We start from the raw sequence: 20,207 nt of genomic DNA, 5'->3' as shown, positions 1-20,207 counted from the left end.
GAAATTATTATTACACAACCGAATTCAGCAGTAGCAGTGGCCAAAACTCAAACGAATATAAAATGTTTTGGAACTTCAACTGGAGCAATTGATATAACTGCTTCTGGTGGTGTTGCACCATATACTTATGACTGGGCGGATTTGACTGGAACTAATGATGTTGAGGACAGAACTGGACTTCCTGTTGGAACTTATACCGTAACAGTGAAAGATGCCAATGGATGTACTACAGCTCCTCTTGAAATTATTATTACACAACCAGGTTCTTCTTTATCATGTTCTGTAGTACAAAACAAACCCGTAACTGCAAATGGTTTAAGCAATGGTGAAGCGACCGTATCTGTACTTGGCGGTACTGCTGGTTATACTTACTTATGGGATAATGGTGAATCTACACAAAAAGCTATAGGACTAAACGCAGGAATGCATAGTGTAAAAGTTACAGATGCAAATGGCTGCTTTACAGAATGTACTGTAGAAATTACACAACCAAATGTATTATCCTGCAGTATACAACAAGACGCAACCGTAAAATGTTACGGTGGTAATACTGGTAAAGCTACTGTAACAGCTGTTGGAGGAAATGGTGAATATATTTATGAATGGGATAATGGAGAAACAACTGCAACTGCTGTTGCTTTAACTGCCGGATTGCATTCAGTTACAGTTACAGATAAATTAGGTTACACTACAAAATGTGAAGTTACCATTGGTCAGCCACAAGATCCTTTAAGTGCAACTACAACGCAAGTTAATGTAGCTTGTGGTGGAGGTACAACAGGTTCTGCAACTGTAATTCCAGCTGGAGGAACAAGCCCTTACACTTATTCTTGGAATACAACTCCTGTTCAAACAGGGGCTACAGCTGCAGGGCTTCAAGCAGGAACATATATCGTTACTGTTAAAGACGCTAACTTATGTACAATCACAAAAACGGTAACTATTATAGATGGAGATTCTATTAAACCAATAATAAATCCATTACCAGAAACTTCTACTATTAATTGTCCTGCATTACCTGTATTTACACAGGCAACTGCAACTGATAATGGTGGTAATAATCCGGTTTTAACTTACGAAGATGTTACTACTCAAGGTAACTGTGCAGGCTCTTATTCAATTACAAGAACTTGGACAGCAAAAGATGAGTGTGGAAACATTTCACTTCCAGTAAGCCAAACAATTAATGTACAAGATAAAACAAAACCAACTTGGGTAACACAAACAGGTTCTTTAAACAGAACAGTAGAATGCAGCGATGCACAAGCTTTGGCAGCAGCACAAGCTTTACTGCCAACTGCAACTGATACTTGCGATCAAGATGTTTCTAATATTGACAAAGTAAAAGGTGAGTTTAAAGCTTCTACAGAATGTGGAAATGCAGGAACTTACACTAATACTTGGACAGTGACAGATGCTTGTGGAAACACTTCTGAAACTTTTACACAAGTAATTACAATTCAAGACACTACTGCACCAACTTGGTCCACTGAAACAGCTTCTTTAGACAGAACAATAGAATGCAGCGATGCGCAAGCTTTAACAGCGGCTCAAGCTTTATTCCCAACTGCTATTGATGCCTGCGATACAAGTGTTTCAAATATTAATAAAATAAGTGGTGAATTTAAAGCTTCTACAGGATGCGGAAATGCCGGTACTTATACTAATACTTGGACAGTTACAGATGCTTGCGGAAACATTTCTGAAAAATTCACTCAAATAATTACAATTCAAGACACTACAAAACCAACGTGGTCAACTGAAGCTGATTCTCTAAACAGAACAGTAGAATGCAGCAATACACAAGCTTTAGCAGCAGCTCAAGCCTTATTCCCTGTTGCAACTGATGCATGTGATACTAATGTAACTAATCTTGATAAAGTAAGCGGTGAGTTTAAAGCTTCTGAAGAATGTGGAAACGCAGGTACTTACACCAATACTTGGACTGTAAAAGATGATTGCGGAAATATCTCTGAAACATTTACTCAAATAATTACAATTCAGGATACAACAAAACCAACTTTTGTTGGCAATCTTCCATCAGATAGTACTGTTTCTTGTGACGCTGTTCCAGAACCATTTAATATGGAAGCTTCTGATAATTGTAATGGAGATTTACCAATTGTTTTCAAAGAAGTTAAAAGCGACGTTAAAAACGAATGCGGTACAGAATATACCTTAACTCGTACATGGACAACAAGTGACTGCGGAGGAAATTCAATTTCGTATACTCAAGTTATAACAGTAAGAGATACTACCCCTCCAACTGGTACTGCACCATCAGATGTTGCTAGTCTACAAAGTGCTGCAGACATTCCAGCAGGAAGTCCAGCAGACATAAAAGATGCGGCAGACAACTGCGCAGGAGCTGTAAACATCACAGTAAGCGACACTAACAATGGAGGAACTGGATGTAATGGAGAATCATATATTCTAACTAGAACTTACACTTTAACAGACTGTGCAGGCAATAAAACAGAATTAGTTCAAACCTTTACAGTTGAAAATAAAGTTTCTGTAAGCGGTATTGCAACAAATGTAAGCTGCCAAGGAAAAAGCGACGGTTCAATTGCAGTTACCAGCAGTCCTGGATCTACTGTAGTTATTACAAATCAAAATAACGAAGTAGTTGGAAACACAAATTTACCAGCTGGAACTTATACTCTTACTGCAACATCTGTAGTAAATAGTGAAAATGAAACTTGTACAGCAACTGCAACGGTTGTTATTACTGAACCAAATTATAAAGTTAAAATATCTGGACAAATTATAAATATAGACACCAACACTCCTATTGCAAATGTTCCAGTAACATTAATTCCTCAAGGTACAACTACAGGACCAATCTTACTACGTGTAACTGGAGCCGATGGTATGTACAGCTTCACAGGAATGCCTGCAGGAAGTTATTTAGTTCAGGTTCAAGATGCTAATTTAAATAGCGCATATCAACTTTACCCAGTCGACTCGAGCTTGTTCTTTACTACTCTTAAAGAATGTGAATTCCAAGTTCATAACTTTGAATACGGAAAATCAACACTTCCAGTTTTAGGAGACTATGTTTGGTATGATGTTAATGGAAATGGTGTACAAGACGAATGGTACGATGCAAATAATGATGGTGTTGTAACTAAAAACATCCCAGACGCAGAAGGCGCCATAGATTACAGTCTTTGGGAATGGATCGATTTTAATGGCGACGGAAGTTATGTTGGTCCAGCAAATGCGGGCGAGCTAAATGCCGGTGGTTTTGGAAACGCATCAAATGCAAATATTATAATTGATGGTCCAAATGGATATCATTCTGAAGTAATCATCGGAATTCAAGGATTCTGGAGAGATAGACCAGAGCAAGCAAATCCATATGGAGAATATAACATCAAACTAGTTAGAGAAGCAAATTTAGATGCTGTTGCAGCAGCTTTAGGAGAAACTGGACTTGTAAAAGTTCTTCCAAGCTCAAGTTCAACAGATAAAAAAGCAACATCAAAACCTGCCAAACTGCAAATGCATACGGTATGTCAAACTACCAGCCAAAGCGGTATAATTGTAAATGTTACTCCTGAGGATTTAGTTCATTTAGATGCTGACTTTGGTGTAAATTGTAAAGAATTTAAAGATATAGTTGCCAATGATGATAGTGCCGGTCCAATTGCAGGTGTTAATCATATTACAAAAAATGTCTTGAATGTTTTACCAAATGATACACTTGAAGGCGTGGTAGTAACTGCCTCTGATGTAATAATAACTACCGTAACACCAAATGAGTTTTTACAATTAAATTCAGATGGCTCTGTAGATGTTTTACCAAATGCACCAGTGGGTACACTTACATTGGTATACCAAATTTGTGAAGCCGATGCAACTTCAAACTGCGATACCGCAACGGTAACAGTAACTATAGTAGCGCCAGTAATGACTGTCACTGCATCACCAATTTGTGTAAATGATGTTCCGTACCTTGATTATACTATAACTCCAGTTAACTTTACTCCTGTAAGTGGCGTATCGATAACTTGGGCAGATGCAGCAAACAAAGTGGTAACTACGATGACTGACTTACCACTAAGCGGTCGTGTTTTATGGCCTGGAGCTACGGTTGATGCAAACGGTAAAGGTACTGACTGGCCTGGATGGATATTCCAAAACAACCAATGGATTCAAGCTGCTGATGGTTTTGAAGGATTACGCCCAACTGCGAACATTACATTATCTGTTAATCCTAGTGAAACAATAACTGTAAATTATCCTCCATCTGAACCGTTCTGTACTGCCAGACCAACATTTGCAATTGTTGCTAATGATGATAATGGAGGTCCAATATCTGGAGGTACAGGAGCAACAAATGTTGTCAATGTATACACAAATGACACGTTAAATGGTAATGCAATTAATCCAACAGATGTTACACTTACAACTGTAACACCAGATCCAACTGGAGCACTAACACTAAATCCTAACGGATCTATAGATGTAAAAGTTGGTACAACCGGAGGAACTTATACATTAACGTATCAAATTTGTGAAAATGCCGACAATGGAAACTGTGATACTGCGATTGTAACAATAACTGTTATTGATCCTGCACCGCCAACACCAGTTGACGCTGTCGATGATACTTACAGTAACATTGGATGCAACACTTTTGGATTAGTTGGAAATGTTTTAAGTAACGATATAAAAGGAGCTGCTAGAGCCACTCTTGAACTTGTAAACTTTACATTATTAACAGAAACCAATAGCAATGTAAAAACAGATCCTAATATCACATTTGATGCATTAGGAAATGTGAGAGTATCAAGTTTAACTCCAGCAGGAACTTATACTTATAGATATCGCATTTGTGACAAATTAAGTTCTGAAAATTGTGATACAGCAACAGTAACTATAATAGTTCTGCCAAATGGTGTAACTAATATTGCCAGCCAAGCTTGTAATGACGATTCAACATTACTAAACTTATCTAGTTTACTGCCAGAAGGTACACCAATAACAGGAACTTGGGTAGACACAAATAATACTAATGCCTTACAAGGAAGTACACTTAATGCATTAGGTTTAGCACTTGGCACTTACATATTCGAATATAGAATAAAAGACGAGAACTGTCCTAGAACAATTGCCCTTAATATGGAAATTAACGACGATTGTAAAGTACTGCCATGTGGAAATATAGTTGTACATAATGCTTTCTCTCCTAATGGAGATGGAAAAAATGATGTTTTCGTAATTGATAGTATTGATGATTTGACCTGTTATCCAGGAAACACTGTAGAAATCTATAATCGTTGGGGAATATTGGTATTTGAAACTACAAATTACAATAATGAAACCAATGCATTTGATGGAACATCTAGAGGTAGAACAACTGTCAAACAATCAGATGGATTACCAACTGGAACGTACTTCTACATTTTGAACTACAAATCATTGAATGGAAATAATGAAGTTCAAAATAATAAGAAAGACGGATACCTATATCTTTCAAAATAAAAACAAAAAAATGCGCTATATAAACAATTAACATATAGCGCATTAAATAATAATTTGTAAAAAAAATACTTATTTTTGAATAAAGATTCATACTAACTTTTCGGCCTTTTTACAGAATTAAAAAGTTAGTAGGTAATAACTAAATAATACACATCTACTATGAGAACAAAATTATTTTTCTTCGTCATTATGTCTATAGCCTTAACAGGTTATGCACAGCAGGATGCACAGTATACACAGTATATGTACAATGCGATAAATATAAATCCTGCTTACGCGGGATCTCGCGGAGCTCTAAGTGTTTTTGGTCTGTACCGCACCCAATGGGTTGGATTAGACGGAGCACCAGAAACCAGCAGTTTCTCTATCAACACACCAATAAACAATAGTAATTTGGGTATAGGGCTTTCGCTGGTAAATGATAAAATAGGTCCAACAAACGAGAACAACATCTCTGCCGATCTATCATATTCAATACAAACTTCACCAGATTTTAAACTCTCTTTTGGAATTAAAGGAACAGCTAATTTATTCAATTTAGATGTTAACAAACTAAACCCTGAAGATCAAGGTGACCCACAGTTTCAAGACCTTAGAAATAAATTTTCACCAAATATTGGAGCAGGTGTTTACTGGCATTCAGATAAAGCTTATATTGGCTTATCAGTTCCAAATTTCATCGAAACCAATCGCTATGATGATAATGATGTAGCCATTTATAAAGACAAAATCAATTATTATTTAATGGCCGGTTATGTATTTGATCTTGATAAATTACAATACATCAAATTCAAACCTGCAGTACTTACCAAAATGGTCGAAGGAGCACCTCTACAAGTTGATATTTCTGCTAACTTTATGTTTTTTGAAAAATTTGTAGTTGGAGCAGCTTATAGATGGAGTGCCTCTTTAAGTGCAATGGTTGGATTTCAAATCACAGACGGACTTTATTTAGGTTACGGTTACGACCGAGAAACAACAAACTTAAATAATTACAACTCAGGATCTCATGAGATATTCCTGCGATATGAATTCTTCAAGAAAAATGGTAAAATGACAACTCCTCGTTTCTTCTAAAACTTATTATTATGAAAAATTATACGCTCCTTTGCTTAATACTATTAAATTTTTTTTACGGCTATTCACAGCAGTCAAAGGTTAATTCAGGTGATAAAAAATACGATGGATATGCTTATGTTGACGCCATTAAAACCTATGAAAGGGTGGCCGAAAAAGGATATAAGTCTGAGGATTTATTTAAAAAACTCGGAAACTCATATTACTTCAATTCTGAATTTGAAGGTGCTGCCAAATGGTACGGAGAACTCTTTGCAATGAATCCGTCTCCAGAGGCCGAATATTTTTACAGATATGCACAATCTTTAAAATCAACTGGACAGCTTGCCAAAGCTGATAAAGTTCTCAACGAGTTTAACACCAAATACAAAAATGATTCTAGAGGTAAACTTTACAAAGAAGATGTAAACTATCTCGATCAAATTAAATTAAACTCGGGGCGCTATAAAATTGAAGATGCCGGAATCAACTCTAAATATTCTGACTACGGAAGTTTTGTGTATGACAACAAAATCTATTTTGCATCAGCAAGAGATACTGGTAATTTCAGCCAGAGAAAGCACAAATGGACAGGCGAATATTTTACTAACATCTACAATGCAGATATTGATGCCGAAAGCGGAAGTTCGACTAAGGTGAATAAAATAAAAACAGCGATAAATACAAAATTTCACGAATCGTCTCCAGCATTTACTAAAGACGGAAAGACCGTTTATTTTACCAGAAACAATTTTATTGACGGCAAAAAAGGAAAAGATGATAACAAAGTTACTCTAATCAAAATTTACAAAGCCACACTTGAAAACGGAAAATGGACCAATATAACTGCTCTTCCTTTTACAAGTGACAGTTTTAGCACTGCCCATCCTGCTTTAAGTCCTGATGAAAAAACACTCTACTTTGCGTCTGATATGCCGGGAACAATTGGACAATCTGACATTTACAAAGTAAGTATCAACAGCAACGGCGGTTATGGCACTCCTGAAAATTTAGGAAAATCAATTAATACCGAAGGAAAAGAAACATTTCCTTATGTAACCAGTGAAAATGAAATTTATTTTGCTTCTGACGGGCATCCGGGACTTGGCGGACTTGATGTATTTGTGGGACAATTGCAGGATAATGGAACCGTAAGTGATATTCAGAACCTAGGTGCTGATGTAAATTCGCCTAATGATGATTTCGCCTATATTATTGATCCAGCAACCAGAAGAGGATATTTCAGCTCAAATAAAGCCGGCGGACACGGTTCTGATGATATTTATAAATTTCTAGAAACTAGAAGACTAAAATGTCTGCAGGAATTAACTGGTGTAATTACAGATGCTGAAAGCGGCATAATACTGCCTGGAACAAAACTTACATTATATGACAGCCAGCAGGTTATTGTAAATACCACCATTTCAAATGCCGAAGGAAAATACAGTTTTGCCGTTGAATGTGGCAAATCATATAATGTGAGAGCTGTAAAAACAGATTATGCAACTAAAGAAGTAATGGTTAACATTGGAAAAGTAAGCGGAAAAACGGATCTGCCAATTGCTTTAGATAAAATCATTTGTAAAGTTGCTATTGGAGATGATTTAGGAAAATGCTTCGGAATAAAAATGATTTATTTTGACCTTGACAAATCAAACATTCGCGTTGAAGCTGCTTTAGACTTAGAAAAAATATTAGATGTATTGAATCAAAATCCAACTATGAAGTTAGATATTCGTTCACATACAGACAGTAGAGCAACTCATCAATACAATGAAGCTTTATCTGACCGAAGAGCAAAATCAACCATTGCTTGGCTTATTAAAAATGGCGTAGCTAAAAATCGTCTGACTGGAAAAGGTTATGGAGAAACACAGCTCGTAAACAAATGTTCTGATGGTGTACCATGTACTGAAGAAGAACACCAAATGAACAGACGAAGTGAGTTCATTATAGTTGGATTGTAATACTCCCAAAATATATTATATCAAAAAAGCTGTCTAGTTATAGACAGCTTTTTTTTTACAAAAAAAAACGTTGTAACTCAGGAATTACAACGAAAACTAACCAACCAATTTGAAAGTTTTTTAAATTTTTGCAAATATATTAGTATAATATTTTTTTCCTGTTGTGGGATCAGTAGATATTGAAATACCAAAATGAGTATAATTTCCTTCGATATTTTCTTTGTGTCCCGGACTGTCCAGCCAAGCTCTCACAGCTGCTTCAGAAGTTTTATAGTTATAAGCAACATTTTCTCCAACCCTTTTGGCGCCTAGAACACTTTCAATGTTTTTAGACCTCAAAACAAAATCATTGTGATTTACGAGGTTGTTATCAATCATATATTTATTATGAACTTCACATTCATAAGAGATATGATTAATTTTTTCCAATGCATTCAAACCAATACTTTTCCGGTAATCGTTTATTAATTGCATTGTTTCTAATTCAGACGCATTGTAGCTGTAGTCTGTAATTAATTTTTCTGTACCCCCAGTACTTTCCGTACCTTCTGCGACTTCTGCCGAGCATGAGTTCATTGTGATCGAAATCACAATGAACAGCATGGCGCACATAACTTTTTTCATAATCTTTAGTAGTTTAGTTTTAAAGTAAATGTTGGGGCAAAAACCTTAAATAATTATGTGACAATCTTTTTACATTTCTATATCAAACGTATTTAATTTATCGGTAAACTACAAAAAAAATCGACAAACTACATAAAATATTTTTAAATAAAAGTAAAAATCTTACAAATTAAGAAGAGAGGCGCTCAATCTTCCATGAGAAATCAGATTGGCTTGTATAACGAATGCGGTCGTGAAGTCTATTTGGTCTTCCCTGCCAAAATTCTACCTGAAGAGGGGTTACTAAATAACCTCCCCAATTTTCAGGTCTTGGAATAGGTTTTCCTTCAAATTCATGTTCCAGCTTTTTTAGATTTTCTTCTAAGAAAGTTCTAGACGGAATCACTTCACTCTGATTAGAAACAATCGCTCCTAACTTACTCCCATCAGGACGAGAATCAAAATAGCCGTCAGAAATATTTTCAGACGTTTTTTGGGCAATTCCTTTAATAATTACCTGACGTTCCATTTCCTGCCAAAAGAAAGACAAACAAACATTAGGATTGGCTTCTATAGCCTTTCCTTTCTCAGAATTATAATTGGTATAAAAGATAAAACCTTCTTCTGAGAATTTCTTTAATAAAACCACACGAGATTTAGGAAATCCGTCTAATCCAATTGTAGAAACTGTCATGGCATTGACTTCTCCGCTTCCGCCAAAATCTTCAACTTCATGAAACCATCTGTTAAAAAGATTAATTGGATCTTCAGGAATATTAGTTTCTAATAATTCACTTTTCTCGTAAGATTTTCTATAATTGCTTAAATCGTTCATGATTGTTGATTTTAGTTTATTTTGTTTCAAGTTTCAAGTTTGTCAGACTGAGCTAAGTCGAAGCCCTTCTTGTCTCAAAAGCCCATCGACTTCGCTCAGGGCGACATACGTATATTAAAGTAACCTTTGTCACTTTGCATTCTGCATCTTTACCCCTTTCTAAATCAAAATTCAAAACTCAATCCGTCATCTCCTAAAAGAACATTAGGAAAAACGGATTCCGCCTCTTGTTTAAAACGTTCAATTCCGTCGTATCGTGTAGAATAATGCCCTAAAACCAATTGTTTTACATTTGCTTTTAATGCAATTTGTGCCGCTTCTTTTGCAGTTGAATGAAGTGTTTTTAATGCCAAAGGAGCTTCAGATTCTAAAAAAGTAGATTCATGATATAAAACATCAACATTCTCAATAATCGGAATTATATCTTCGTTATAAACGGTATCAGAACAAAACGCATAACTCATTGACGGAATTGGGTCAAACGATAATTTTTCGTTTTCTATTATAGTTCCATCATCAAGCTTAACATCACCGCCGTTTTTTATTTTTTGATAATAAGCAACATGGATATTATAGTGCTGAACTGCTTCTATATTTAATTTTCTTTCTCCCGGTTTTTCCTGAAACAAGAATCCATTAGTATAAACACGATGTTTAAGCGGAATAGTTTTAACGATAACTTTTGTGTCTTCAAAAATTACTTCACTTTTCTTCGACTCCAATTCATGAAAAAATAAGCTATAAGTAGTCCAAGATTCTGTCAGCTTCAATTGAAGAAGAATTAATTCTTTAATTCCTTTTGGCCCATAAATATGTAAATCGGTCGTTCTTCCCAGAAGAGAAAAAGTTGAAATCGTTCCAATTAATCCATAAAGATGATCTCCGTGAAGATGGGAAATAAAGATGTGATTAATTTTCGAGAATTTAATCTTGTTTTTTCGAAGCTGTACCTGAGTTCCTTCTCCGCAATCAATCAAAAACAAACGATTCTTGATTTCTAAAACCTGCGAAGTTGGATTAGTAAGTGTTCTAGGAGTTGCGGCATAACAGCCAAGTATAGTTAACTTCAATTTAATGTTTATTCGTTTATTTGGTGAATCGTTTAATCGCGTTAAATTATAATCAAAAACTTATCGATTAAACAGTTAAACAAATCAACGATTAACCGATTCTTTAAAATCCTAAGTCTCTTTCAATTTCTTCCATTTCGATAATATCGTGCGCTTCTAAAAGTGAAGGCACAACAACTAATTTATCTGAAACGGCATTAAAATCAAGATCAGAAACTACAATTACAAATGATTTTTTTACTTTTTTTTGAGATTTAGCAAGAGGTAAAAAAAGTTTCAAATCATTTTCTGAAAGTTCAGAATCTGATAACAGATCGATTATAACATTATGCTTTTCAAAGGTTTTAAATTGCTGCGTTACTTTTTCTACAAAGCCATTAAAATCACCCTGTGTATTTTTTATTGTAACGGTATGTCCTTTTTGATCTACTTTCATTTTATAATTTATGCGCTAATATTTTTCGATGAGCTAAGTTACGAAGTTTTTCTAAGTTTCGGGTTTCAAGTTTCAAGTTTGTCTCAACTTTGTCAGGCTGAGCAAAGTCGAAGCCCTTGTTTGCAAAACACGTTTTGTACATAAAAACCCTTCGACTTCGCTCAGGGTGACATTCGGATAATCACGTTCCAAAACTTGAAACAAAAACTATTGAATCTTAGAAGCCAAAAGATAAATAACTGCCATTCTAATTGCTACACCATTTTCAACCTGATTTAAGATCACTGAATGATCAGAATCTGCCACTTCAGATGTAATCTCTACTCCCCTATTGATTGGTCCTGGGTGCATGATTACGATTTCTTTTCCAAGAGAATCCAAAAGCGGTTTATCAACTCCGTATTGTTGTGCGTACTCACGTGTTGATGGGAAAAAATTCACATCCATACGTTCGTTTTGTACGCGAAGCATATTCGCAACGTCGCACCATTCTAAAGCTTTACGTAAATTTGGTTCAACCGTAACACCAAGTGATTCAATATATCTTGGAATCAATGTTTTTGGTCCGCAAACTTTAACTTCTGCACCTTGCATTTGCAAAGCATATATGTTGGATAAGGCAACTCTTGAATGCAGAATATCACCTACAATTACTACTTTCTTTCCCGCAACATCTCCCAGCTTTTCTCTGATAGAATAACTGTCTAACAAAGCCTGAGTTGGATGCTCGTGTGCACCATCTCCAGCATTTACAATACTCGCTTTGACATTTTTAGATAAAAAATAAGCCGCTCCAGGATTAGAGTGGCGCATTACAACCATATCTACTTTCATAGAAAGGATATTGTTTACAGTATCAATTAAAGTTTCACCTTTTTTAACAGATGATTGAGCTGCAGAAAAACTGATGACATCAGCAGATAAACGTTTCTGTGCTAATTCAAACGAAAGTTTGGTTCTGGTACTGTTTTCGAAGAAAATATTGGCAATGGTAATATCTCGTAATGAAGGAACTTTTTTAATTGGTCGATTAATGACTTCTTTAAAATGATCTGCCGTTTCAAAAATCAGGTTAATATCATTCTCGTTGATATATTTTATTCCTAATAAATGATTTACGCTTAATTCTTTCATTTTTATTGTTTATTTGTTTATTCGTTGAATTGTTTAATCGTTTTTTTTCTAATCGGTTAATCGGCGTTGCTACCGATTAAACAATTAATCGGTTAACCGATTAAACTTAATTCGTCACTAAGTGAACAACATCTTCACCATCATTTTCTTTCCAGCTTACTATCACTTTTTCGCCATTAATAGCATCTACTTGACGACCTCTATAATCGGGTTGAATTGGTAAATGACGACTAAAACGTCTGTCAATTAAAACTAGTAATTCAATTTCTGAAGGTCTTCCAAAAGATTGAATTGCCGTTAAAGCAGAACGAATGCTTCGTCCGGTAAACAAAACGTCATCAATAAAAATGACTTTTTTGTTTTCGACTATAAAATTGATTTGGGTTTTATTGGCTTCGAGTGGTTTATCAGTACGACGAAAATCATCTCTAAAAAAAGTGATATCCAGATATCCCAAAGAAATTTCGGGAACCTTATATTCGTTTTCTAATATTTGTTTTAAACGTTCCGCTAAAAAAACACCTCTTGGCTGAATTCCCACTAAAATAGTCTCAGAGAAATCAAGATGTTTTTCGATTAACTGACAAGCCAAACGATGGAGTATGATAGTAACTTCTTTTGAATTAAGTAATACTTTTTGACTCATAAGTAATTGTAATGTTTGGTTGGCAAATATACGAAATCAGAATTTATTTGTTGGGTGTTGAGTAGGGAAATATCATTTTTTGTAATGAATGAGATTTCAACTATAAAATCAAATCCAAATAAGCCATTATATTTCTTATTTCTGAAAACATAATTTTCTTTTTGAAAAATATTTTATTTTAAAAACATATTTTAGCAAAGAAAAACAGAAAATTAAAAACGAATAAAACTACAAATAATCTTAAATTTAATATGAAAAAAATCTTCTTTGTTTTAGTACAAATTCTATTAGTAAACCAAATAAATGCTCAGAAATTATCATCAGACTGGCAAAAAATGAGATTAAAAGGAACAATAAATAAAATCGTTGAAATACACGAGAGCTGCCCATCTGTAATGGTAGAAGGAGGCACATTTTATTGTCCAAAAGACACTACTAGTTATGAATTTAATCAAAAAGGATATTTAACAAAATCTAGTTCTGAAAATGATAATAGAAAAAAATCAAATTTAAATGGATTAGAATATATTACTACTTATGAAAATGTTGAAGGTGTACAAAAGAAAAGCGCTGAAGATGTTTACAATGCAAAAAAACAATTAATCAAACAATCTATTTATTATGTTCATACTGCAAAAGAGCAGATATTAAATCAATGGGAGTATTTTTATGATAATAATGGAAATAAAATCAAAGAAAAAACTACAGAATGGTGGAATGGAAATATAACCGTTAACTTAAGTGATCTTAATAAATATGGAGATACTACAAAAAGACAAACTTTGAGAAATGATAAAATTGTTAGTGAAGAAGAGTTTGATTATAACTATACCAATGATAAATATGGCAACTGGATAAGTAAAACTTCATCGAGTGGTAATCATAGTGAAACCTGGACAAGAAAAATCTCTTATTATAAAAAATAAGGTTTATAAAAAAAACGTAACAAGTTCAAAGTCGCGAGATTTAAAACAGTACGGCTTCACACAGCATAATTCGAAATAAATTTAAAAAGAGTAAAAAACCATGAAAGCAAAAGTCATCTCAATTCCAGTTCTTAACCAAGAAACAGCATTACAGTTTTACACTGAAAAATTGGGCTTTATAAAAAAACACGATGTTCCATTAGGCGGAGATAATAGATGGCTGACGGTTGTTTCTAAAGAGGACCCAAATGGCATTGAAATTCTGTTGGAACCATCACCAAACCATTTTGAACCAGCTAAAACGTATCAAAAAGCGCTTTTTGAAGCAGGAATTCCGTGTACGCAATTTAATGTAGACAATCTTGAGGAAGAATACAATCGTCTTGTAAATCTTGGTGTAGCATTTAAAACAAATCCAACCGAAATGGGAAATGTAAAAATTGCCATTTTAAACGATACTTGCGGTAATTATATTCAGCTTATTGAGATGCTATCCTAAACTATGAAATAACATTTCATTTCCTTTAATATCTGTTGATAGAAAAAAAGTTATAATTGAGTTTCGAGAAGACTATAATTGCTTATTAGGTGGACAAGGAGGGAAATATTTATATGGGAAAGAAAATGGGCATTGGATTCTAAAAAAAGGCTTTGATCAATGGATAAGTCAGAATGAAAAACCACAAATAAAAATCAATGGATAAATACAAAGAAACTTTTGAGACTTGGAATAAAATAGCAAATCTCTATCAAGATAAGTTTATGAGTTTAAGTTTGTATAATGATACTTATGACTTCTTTTGCAATACCCTAACACAAGAACAAATAAACGTGTTTGAAATTGGTTGTGGGCCAGGAAACATTACAAAATATTTACTATCCAAAAAACCCAGCCTGAAAATTACAGGTATTGACATTGCTCCAAAAATGATCGAATTAGCTAAAGCTAATAATCCTTCAGCCAACTTTGAAGTAATGGATACAAGAGAACTTAGTTCCTTATATCAAAAATTTGATGCCATTATGTGCGGCTTTTGTTTGCCTTATTTATCCAAAGAAGATTGTTCTAAACTGATAATTGACTCTGCGAAAATACTTTTAAACAACGGGATTTTATATTTAAGTTTTGTTGCCGGAAATCCTTCTCAATCTGGTTTTATTTCGGGAAGCACTGGCGATCGCACTTATTTTTATTATCATACTTTAAAAGACATCAACAATCAACTTTATCAAAATAATTTTGACATCATTAAATTATTTGAAGTAAATTATCCAAAAGGAGAAGATATAGAAATTCATACTATAATAATTGCGAAGAAAATAGAACAATGAATTCAAAAACCGATTATATAACCTCACTCTACAAAGTAATCTGTTCTCTTTTTTTCAAATATAATTGTCTTATTCCGTACGCAAAACTACTATACCATGTTTAGGTATAACAAAGCTGACCTTCTTTCCTATTGCTCCTATCTTTTTAGCGGACCATAAGTCACGAATTTTGACTGATTTCTCAAGATTTACCAAATCTGATTTTAAAACAAATTGGTTTGCTTCATCTCCGCGATTCAAAATAGCAATTGCTTTTCCATCTTTACCTTTTTCTCCCAGCAATTTTTCCCAAACCTCAATATTTCCCTCTTTAAATATTCGTCTTGCTTGATAAAACCCTTTATCTTGATTTAAAGCAATTACTTCTTTATTAGTAAGAATACCAACAGTTTCTTTTGACATAGTTCTTAAATCATTTCCTGCCAATAGAGGAGAATTCAACATACACCACATCGAAAAATGACTTTTATCTTCCTCATAAGTCATTCCTCTGCCAACCTGTAACATATCCATATCGTTATAATGCCCAGGAGATGAGTATTTATACAAATCAACATTCAAATCTATAATCTTAAGTATAGACGAAAATTTATCATCAATATCATAGGAAATTCTCCAAGAATCCGCTTTATCGATTGCCCATTCACCAGGAAATTTCCATCGACAAACATTAAGAACAATTGCTTCATTCTTAGCTTTTACAGCCTTTAAAATTTTCAAGTATTCTGTTTTTTCATCAAGATTCATTTTCTCGCCGCCACACCAGTCAACTTTTAAAAAATCGCAGCCCCAGTCTTCAAAAAAAGTTTTAGTATCTGCATCAAGATATCCATACATACCAACTCCAATACCTTTTTGATCATTATCATAAATAGATCCGCAAGTATTTCTTCCTGCATCGCTATATATTCCTGCTTTAAGTTTTTTGCTGTGAATATAATCCACTAAAGCTTTCATTCCCGAAGGAAACTTTTGAGCATCAACAAAAAGATTACCTGCTGAATCTCTTCCGCCAAAATAACCATCGTCTATATTTACATATCTATAACCAGCATCGTACAACCCAGAAGTAATCATAGCATCAGCCTGCTCTCGAATCATTTTTTCATCGATATGCACTCTGAAATTATTCCAGCTGCTCCAACCCATTATTGGCGGTTTAGCTTCTTGCGCGAAAAGCAGCCCGTTTATAAAAAAGACGAAAATTAATTTGCATATTATTTTTTTTGAAGCAGTCTTCATTTTGTATGATTTCATGTTTGTTGCGATATAAAAGCCAATTGAATAGCTTTTAAAAATAGTATATTTCAGTTTAATAAATTAAAATAGTCCGAAATAAAGTAATTTTAAAATACACAAACTCAAATATAAATACATTTATTGAAAATCTACAGTTATAATATAGAATACTCCTTTAGAAGCAGCGAACAAATATATTTTTTGGTATTAAAGAACTTAAAACATCTAATCCTAAAACATTTTCAAAAAATTCTATAACACATTTTCGTGATTCCTGAGGTAATTTTAATTTATAAAATTATAAAAATCAGAATCATGCAAAATAAAATACTAAGAATGTTAATGGTATTTGTAATACTGTTTTCATTTACAAGCTGCGAAGTTATTGGAGACATTTTTAAAGCCGGAATGGGTTTTGGAATTTTCATCGTAATCTTTATTATTGCGATAATCATTTTCATTTTCGCAAAACTTTTTGGCAATAAATAGACATAAAATAATCTCCGTTATTTTTATAGCGGGGATTTTTTTAAACACATAGAAACATAGTTTTTGAACTTAAAAAAGGCGTTTCACTTAAAAAAAAAAAAAACATAGCTGTGTGAAAGAAACATATTTCTCTTTTGTAGTCTTTATTCACACTAAATTCGGCACTAAAACTATGTTTCTATGTGTTTAAAATTAAACCAAAAAAAAATCCCAAACTCCAAGTTTAATTTGGAATTTGGGATTTTAAATATTGGGATTTTATCGATTAAAGATTGTACATCTTTTTTCTTTGCTCTTGAATTTTTTCATCATCAAGATATTCATCAAATGTCATGTAACGATCAATTACTCCATTTGGTGTAATTTCAACGATTCTGTTACCCACGGTTTGTGCAAACTCGTGGTCATGAGTTGTAAAAATCACTGAACCTTTAAAGTTTTTCAATGAGTTATTGAAAGCGGTAATCGATTCCAAATCTAAGTGATTTGTTGGTTCGTCCAGCATTAAAATATTTGCACGCTCCATCATCATTCTAGAAAGCATACAACGTACTTTTTCTCCTCCAGATAAAACTCGGCTTGTTTTTAAAGCTTCTTCTCCAGAGAAAATCATTTTCCCTAAGAAACCTCTAATAAACACTTCATCACGCTCTTCTTCCGTTTTAGCGTATTGACGTAACCAATCTACCAAGGTCAAATCATTTTCGAAGAAATCGTGGTTTTCAGCTGGTAAATAAGCTTGGTTTGTTGTAATTCCCCAGTCAAAAGTTCCAGAATCTGCTTTTTGTTCATTGTTTAAAATTTCATAGAAAGCAGTTGTTGCACGCGAATCTTTAGAGAAAAGAACGATTTTATCGCCTTTTGCCATATTCAAATCAACATCTTTAAATAAAACTTCTCCGTCTACAGAAGCAGATAAGTTTTCTACATTCAAAATCTGATCTCCAGCTTCACGATCCTGATCGAAAATAATCGCAGGATAACGACGACTTGAAGGTTTGATTTCTGAAATATTCAATTTCGAAATCATTTTTTTACGAGAAGTTGCCTGTTTCGATTTCGCAACGTTTGCACTAAAACGACGAATAAATTCTTCAAGCTCTTGTTTCTTCTCTTCTGCTTTTTTGTTTTGCTGTGCACGTTGTTTTGCCGCTAATTGGCTAGACTCGTACCAGAAAGTATAGTTTCCTGAATAGTGATTGATTTTCCCGAAATCAATATCAGAAATATGTGTACAAACGGCATCTAAAAAGTGACGGTCGTGAGATACAACGATTACAGTATTTTCGTAGTTTGCTAAGAAATTCTCTAACCAAGCGATTGTTTCAAAATCCAAGTCGTTGGTAGGCTCATCCATAATCAATACATCAGGATTTCCAAAAAGTGCCTGCGCCAAAAGCACACGAACTTTCATTTTTCCTTCCATATCACTCATTAATGTATAATGATGCTCTTCATTAATTCCTAAGTTAGACAACATTGATGCAGCATCAGAATCTGCGTTCCATCCGTTCATTTCTTCAAACTGAACTTGTAACTCCCCTATTCTGTCAGCATTTTTATCGTTGTAGTCTAAATAAAGTTCATCCATTTCTTTTTTAACAGCATACAAAACTTTATTTCCCATTAAAACGGTTTCCAAAACAGTATGCTCATCGAACATGTTGTGATTTTGGTTTAAAACCGACATACGTTTTCCTGGTTCTAAATGAATATGTCCAGAAGTTGGGTCCATATCGCCCGAAATAATTTTAAGAAATGTAGATTTTCCAGCACCATTGGCTCCAATAACGCCGTAAATATTTCCGTGAGTGAATGTGGTATTTACTTCGTCAAACAAAATTCGTTTGCCAAATTGAACTGATAAATTATTGACTGTTAACATGAATGTCTTTTTAATTAATTTGGTGCAAAAGTACGGAAAAAGGTTCAGAGTTGCAAAGGTGCAAAGCGACTAAGTTTTTTTATTCTGGAGAGGGTTTCTCGCAGTCCCGACAGCGATCGGGAGCAAAGACGTAAAGTTTTATTTTTTCATAGATTATTACACACAATCTTGTTATTTCGACAGAAAGGAGAAATCGCACTAGTTAATCGACAAAGATTGGAGACATGCTTTGCGGAATTTCTTTTGTGATTTCTCCTTTCAGTCGAAATGACAAAAATGAGATTCCTTTGCAAAATTAATCCGATTATAACTTACTTTCTTTCGCCAGCGCAACTTCCAAACTTTCAAAATTTGAGAGTACTTTAGCAATCATTCCTTCTTTATTGAGAATAAAATGTGTTGGAAATGAATTAAGTTGTAAAGCTTCATTCATATAAACTTTCATATCAGGAATTACAGCATACGACAATGGTTTTCTACTTAAGAATGCTTTTAATTGTTCTGCAGAATCTTCAGCCAGACTTATAAAAACAATATCTTTTCGGTCTTTGTATTTTTCAACTAATTTATTGACTTGCGGAAACTCTCTGATGCAAGGTGTACAGTGAATGTACCAGCATTTTATTACTATGATTTTTCCATTCATAGATTCGTTTGTAACTAGATTTTCCTCTAGATCTTTAAACGAAAATTTAGGAAAAGCTGCCCCTTCCATCTGATAATTTTTAAGAGCATCAAAACCTATTTGATTTATAGTTGCTTTTATACTGGTATCTGATTTTGGCAGAATTTTAAACAGCTTATAATTATAAACTGATTCTTCTGATTTTAATCGAATTGGAATATAATTTCCATTTGCTAATTGGTCTAAAAACTTTTCTTTTGAAATTTCTTTAGATTGTAAATCAAGCGCTGTAAAATCTCTTGAAAGCATGATTTTTTTACTTTGATAAACGGACCAATCACTAAATGTTTTTTGAATTTGAATTGGATCAACTTCTGGTGTTCCATTCTTAATTTGGCTGTAACTAAAGGTAAAAACTAAAAATGCTGCTATAAAAAAAAATGATTTCGGCATGGGGTTTTAATACAATAT

At 33.8% G+C, this 20,207-nt stretch carries 17 protein-coding genes (1 of these 17 cut by a window edge); 8 read left to right on the top strand and 9 right to left on the bottom strand.

What is annotated here, in order from left to right; translation table 11 throughout:
* From B0A75_RS03195 to B0A75_RS03180, 4 genes are all read left to right on the top strand, one after another.
* Positions 1 to 34 carry the end of a SprB repeat-containing protein gene (locus B0A75_RS03195; protein WP_089052848.1) on the top strand. Its footprint begins 2,420 nt before the window's first position, so 34 of the gene's 2,454 nt are visible here — the last part of the coding sequence; the start codon falls outside the window, past its left edge; the stop codon is at positions 32 to 34.
* 2 nt (positions 35 to 36) lie between these two features.
* On the top strand, positions 37 to 5,493 hold the full coding sequence (locus B0A75_RS03190; protein WP_089052847.1) for an HYR-like domain-containing protein: 5,457 nt from the start codon (positions 37 to 39) through the stop codon (positions 5,491 to 5,493).
* 159 nt (positions 5,494 to 5,652) lie between these two features.
* Positions 5,653 to 6,570 (top strand): PorP/SprF family type IX secretion system membrane protein, encoded by a 918-nt coding sequence (locus B0A75_RS03185; RefSeq protein WP_089052846.1) that lies wholly within the window; start codon positions 5,653 to 5,655, stop codon positions 6,568 to 6,570.
* A gap of 11 nt (positions 6,571 to 6,581) precedes the next feature.
* The gene (locus B0A75_RS03180) at positions 6,582 to 8,516 is read left to right on the top strand and encodes an OmpA family protein (protein ID WP_089052845.1); all 1,935 of its coding nucleotides are present in this window, start codon (positions 6,582 to 6,584) and stop codon (positions 8,514 to 8,516) included.
* Positions 8,517 to 8,636: 120 nt separating this feature from the next.
* On the opposite strand, the gene B0A75_RS03175 is transcribed toward B0A75_RS03180, so the two are convergent.
* The 6 genes from B0A75_RS03175 to pyrR form a co-directional block, all read right to left on the bottom strand.
* Positions 8,637 to 9,140 carry a CAP domain-containing protein gene (locus B0A75_RS03175; RefSeq protein WP_164973731.1) on the bottom strand — a complete coding sequence of 168 codons (504 nt, stop codon included), beginning with the start codon at positions 9,138 to 9,140 and terminating at the stop codon, positions 8,637 to 8,639.
* Between the two features lie 169 nt (positions 9,141 to 9,309).
* Complete coding sequence (gene pdxH, locus B0A75_RS03170) at positions 9,310 to 9,954, bottom strand: pyridoxamine 5'-phosphate oxidase (protein ID WP_089052844.1); 645 nt, start codon at positions 9,952 to 9,954, stop codon at positions 9,310 to 9,312.
* A gap of 164 nt (positions 9,955 to 10,118) precedes the next feature.
* Positions 10,119 to 11,024 (bottom strand): ribonuclease Z, encoded by a 906-nt coding sequence (locus tag B0A75_RS03165; protein WP_089052843.1) that lies wholly within the window; start codon positions 11,022 to 11,024, stop codon positions 10,119 to 10,121.
* Between the two features lie 103 nt (positions 11,025 to 11,127).
* Positions 11,128 to 11,460, bottom strand: a complete 333-nt coding sequence (locus tag B0A75_RS03160; protein WP_089052842.1) for a ribonuclease Z — start codon at positions 11,458 to 11,460, stop codon at positions 11,128 to 11,130.
* A 207-nt stretch (positions 11,461 to 11,667) separates the two neighbouring features.
* Entirely contained in the window at positions 11,668 to 12,594 is a 927-nt protein-coding gene (locus tag B0A75_RS03155; RefSeq protein WP_029273654.1) for an aspartate carbamoyltransferase catalytic subunit, read from the bottom strand.
* A 106-nt stretch (positions 12,595 to 12,700) separates the two neighbouring features.
* Complete coding sequence (pyrR, locus tag B0A75_RS03150) at positions 12,701 to 13,240, bottom strand: bifunctional pyr operon transcriptional regulator/uracil phosphoribosyltransferase PyrR (RefSeq protein ID WP_089052841.1); 540 nt, start codon at positions 13,238 to 13,240, stop codon at positions 12,701 to 12,703.
* Between the two features lie 251 nt (positions 13,241 to 13,491).
* Here pyrR and B0A75_RS03145 point away from each other — a divergent pair, with 251 nt between their 5' ends.
* From B0A75_RS03145 to B0A75_RS03135, 3 genes are all read left to right on the top strand, one after another.
* Entirely contained in the window at positions 13,492 to 14,166 is a 675-nt protein-coding gene (locus B0A75_RS03145) for a hypothetical protein (protein ID WP_089052840.1), read from the top strand.
* Between the two features lie 100 nt (positions 14,167 to 14,266).
* Positions 14,267 to 14,665, top strand: a complete 399-nt coding sequence (locus B0A75_RS03140; protein ID WP_089052839.1) for a VOC family protein — start codon at positions 14,267 to 14,269, stop codon at positions 14,663 to 14,665.
* Positions 14,666 to 14,862: 197 nt separating this feature from the next.
* Positions 14,863 to 15,498, top strand: a complete 636-nt coding sequence (locus B0A75_RS03135) for a class I SAM-dependent methyltransferase (RefSeq protein ID WP_089052838.1) — start codon at positions 14,863 to 14,865, stop codon at positions 15,496 to 15,498.
* A 69-nt stretch (positions 15,499 to 15,567) separates the two neighbouring features.
* Here B0A75_RS03135 and B0A75_RS03130 read toward each other — a convergent pair whose 3' ends face one another.
* Entirely contained in the window at positions 15,568 to 16,755 is a 1,188-nt protein-coding gene (locus B0A75_RS03130; protein ID WP_244284338.1) for a glycoside hydrolase family 27 protein, read from the bottom strand.
* Positions 16,756 to 17,052: 297 nt separating this feature from the next.
* On the opposite strand from B0A75_RS03130, the gene B0A75_RS20455 reads away from it, so the two are divergent.
* A complete protein-coding gene (locus B0A75_RS20455; protein ID WP_165765080.1) occupies positions 17,053 to 17,226 on the top strand; it encodes a hypothetical protein in 174 nt (57 codons plus the stop codon).
* A 265-nt stretch (positions 17,227 to 17,491) separates the two neighbouring features.
* Here the strand turns inward: B0A75_RS20455 and B0A75_RS03120 are convergent, their stop codons facing one another.
* Both B0A75_RS03120 and B0A75_RS03115 read right to left on the bottom strand, forming a co-directional pair.
* A complete protein-coding gene (locus B0A75_RS03120) occupies positions 17,492 to 19,111 on the bottom strand; it encodes an ABC-F family ATP-binding cassette domain-containing protein (RefSeq protein WP_089052836.1) in 1,620 nt (539 codons plus the stop codon).
* A 304-nt stretch (positions 19,112 to 19,415) separates the two neighbouring features.
* The gene (locus B0A75_RS03115; RefSeq protein WP_089052835.1) at positions 19,416 to 20,189 is read right to left on the bottom strand and encodes a TlpA family protein disulfide reductase; all 774 of its coding nucleotides are present in this window, start codon (positions 20,187 to 20,189) and stop codon (positions 19,416 to 19,418) included.
* Between the last annotated feature and the right edge of the window lie 18 nt (positions 20,190 to 20,207).

This window comes from Flavobacterium oncorhynchi, from assembly GCF_002217355.1.
In the GTDB taxonomy this organism is placed as follows: Bacteria; Bacteroidota; Bacteroidia; order Flavobacteriales; family Flavobacteriaceae; genus Flavobacterium; species Flavobacterium oncorhynchi.
Note: the sequence above shows the minus strand (reverse complement) of the source record. Positions and strands in the feature narration are given on the sequence as shown.